Annotated in this window: 1 protein-coding gene; it reads left to right on the forward strand. The window is 68.0% G+C overall.

What is annotated here, in order from left to right; genetic code table 11:
• Positions 1-2,837, forward strand: a 2,837-nt coding sequence (locus GTY96_RS36940) for a condensation domain-containing protein (protein WP_161667159.1), incomplete at both ends; no start/stop codon positions are given.

The following is a 2,837-nucleotide window of genomic DNA, read 5'->3' on the forward strand; positions in this document are numbered from 1 at the left end:
ACGGAGTCGCAGGAAGCGCCAGTGACGCAGGTGCGCGCGGAGAACGTGGCGTACCTCATCTACACGTCGGGAAGCACGGGGAGGCCGAAGGGAGTGGCGGTGACACACAGGAACGCGGTGGCGTTCCTGGGGTGGGCCCAGAAGAGATTCGAGGAAGAGGAGATGAAGGGAGTGCTGGCGGCGACGAGCCTGAACTTCGACCTCTCCGTCTTCGAGCTCTTCGGGCCGTTGGTGAGGGGAGGGAGCGTGGTGGTGGTGAGGAACGCGCTGCAACTGGCGGAAGAGAAGCCAGAGGCGGAGGTGACGCTCGTCAACACGGTGCCGTCGGCGATGGCGCAGCTGGTGAGGCTGGGTGCGGTGCCGGAGACGGTGCGAGTGGTGAACCTGGCGGGAGAAGCGCTGCCGGAGACGCTGGCGAAGGCGGTGTACGGCGTTGGGTCGGTGAGCAAGCTGTACAACCTGTACGGCCCGTCGGAGGACACGACGTATTCGACGTGGTCGCTGGTGGGGCGGGGGGAGGTGCCGAACATCGGACGGCCGCTGACGAATACGCGCGCGTACGTGTTGGACAGGTACCTGGAGCCGGTGCCGGTGGGAGTGGCGGGGGAGTTGTACCTGGCGGGAGAGGGGCAGGCACGAGGGTACCTGCTGAGGCCGGAGCTGACGGCGGAGAAGTTCCTCCCAGAGGTGCACGGCCCGGCAGGGAGCCGGATGTACCGGACGGGGGACAGGGTGAGGTACCGGGGGGACGGAGTGCTGGAGTACCTGGGGCGAGTGGACTTCCAGGTGAAGGTGAGGGGCTTCCGAATCGAGTTGGGGGAGGTGGAGTCAGCGCTGCGCCGCGTGGAGAAGGTGAAGGACGCGGTGGTGGTGGCGAAGGGGGAGGGAGGGGAGAAGAGGCTGGTGGCGTATGTGGTGGCGAAGGAGGGAGAGGGGCTGGAGGGGGAGGAGCTGAAGGCCCAGCTGAGGCAGGGGCTGCCGGAGTACATGGTGCCGGGCGTGGTGATGGTGCTGGACGCACTGCCGTTGAATGCGAATGGGAAGGTGGACCGCAAGGCGCTGCCGGAGCCGGAGGCGCCGAAGGCGGGGAGCGCGTACGAGGCGCCGAGGACGCGGACGGAAGCGAAGCTGGCGAGCATCTGGGCGGAGGTGCTGCGAGTCCCGCGAGTGGGAGTGAGGGACAACTTCTTCGCGTTGGGTGGGCACTCACTGCTGGCGACACAGGTGGTGTCGCGGGTGAGGATGGAGACAGGAGCGGAGCTGCCGCTGCGCGCGTTGTTCGAGGCGCCCACGGTGGAAGCCCTCGCCCTGCGACTGGAGAAGACCGGATCCGCGAAGGCTCCCGCGCTGGTGCCCGTGTCCAGGGATGCACCGTTGCCGCTGTCGTTCGCGCAGCAGCGGCTGTGGTTCATCGACCAACTGGAGCCAGGCACGGCGCTCTACAACGTGCCCGTGGCGGTGCGACTGGAAGGCACGCTGCGCCAGGACGTCCTTGAGCGGGCGTTGGGCGAGGTCGTGCGCCGTCACGAAGCCCTGCGCACGACGTTCGTGGCCGGAGACCCGGAGCCGGTGCAAAGGACGGCGTCCCACGGTGCATTCACGCTGTCGGTGGACGACCTGACCTCGAATGATGGGGACGCTCGTGAAAGCGCAGCCCGTCGGCGCGTGGAGCAGGAAGTGCTGCGGCCCTTCGAACTCGCGCACGGGCCGCTGTTCCGGGCGTTGCTGTTGAAGTTGGACGCGCGCGAGCACGTGCTCGTCGTCACGATGCATCACATCGTGTCGGACGGGTGGTCGCTCGGTGTGCTGGTGCGCGAGGTCGGGGCGCTCTACGCGGCTTTCGTGCAGGGGCAACCGTCGCCGTTGCCGGAGCTTCCGGTGCAGTACGCGGACTACGCGGCGTGGCAGCGTGGCTGGTTGCAGGGCGCGACACTCCAGCGCGAAGTGGACTACTGGAAGCGGAAGCTCTCCGGTGCGCCGCCTGTGTTGGAGTTGCCGACAGACCGCCCGCGTCCCGCGGTTCGGACCACCGCCGGTGCGACGCAGCCCTTCCTCTGGCCGCGGGAACTCGCACAGGAACTGAGGGGCCTCGCGCAGCGCGAGGGTGCCTCGCTCTACATGGTGCTGCTGGCGGGCTGGCAGGTCCTGCTGTCGAGGTACTCGGGCCAGGAGGACATCAGCGTGGGCTCGCCCATCGCCGGCCGCACGCGCTCGGAGGTGGAAGGTCTCATCGGCTTCTTCGTCAACACGCTGGTGCTGCGGACGGACCTGTCTGGAGCCCCCAGCTTCCGGAGCCTTCTCCAGCAGGTGCGCGAGACGGTCCTGGAGGCACAGGAGCACCAGGAGGTGCCGTTCGAGAAGCTGGTGGAGGCGCTTCAGCCCCAGCGTGACCGGAGTCACACGCCGTTGTTCCAGACGCTGTTGGCGCTCCAGAACGTACCCGTGGGTGAGGCAATGCTCCCGGGCATGTCGCTCAAGCCCGTGACGCTGGAAGGCAGGACGTCGAAGTTCGACCTGAGCGTCTTCTTCATGGAGACGGCGGACGGGTTGAGCGGGGTGTTCGAGTACAGCACCGACCTGTTCGAGCCCGCCACGGTGCGCCGCATGGTGGAACACCTGCGCGTGCTGTTGGAGGGCGTGCTCCTTCAGCCAGAAGCCGCTGTGACACGCCTCCCGATGCTGGACGCGGCCGAGCGTCGGCAGGTGGTGGAGCTCCAGAACCAGACGGCCACGGACTACCCCCGCGATGTCTCCGTGCACGCGCGATTCGAGGAGCAGGCGAGGAGGAGGGCCGGAGAGGTGGCGCTGAAGAGCGCGGAGGAAGGCGGGACGCTGAG

Origin of the sequence: Corallococcus silvisoli, from assembly GCF_009909145.1 — a bacterium.
In the GTDB taxonomy this organism is placed as follows: domain Bacteria; phylum Myxococcota; class Myxococcia; order Myxococcales; family Myxococcaceae; genus Corallococcus; species Corallococcus silvisoli.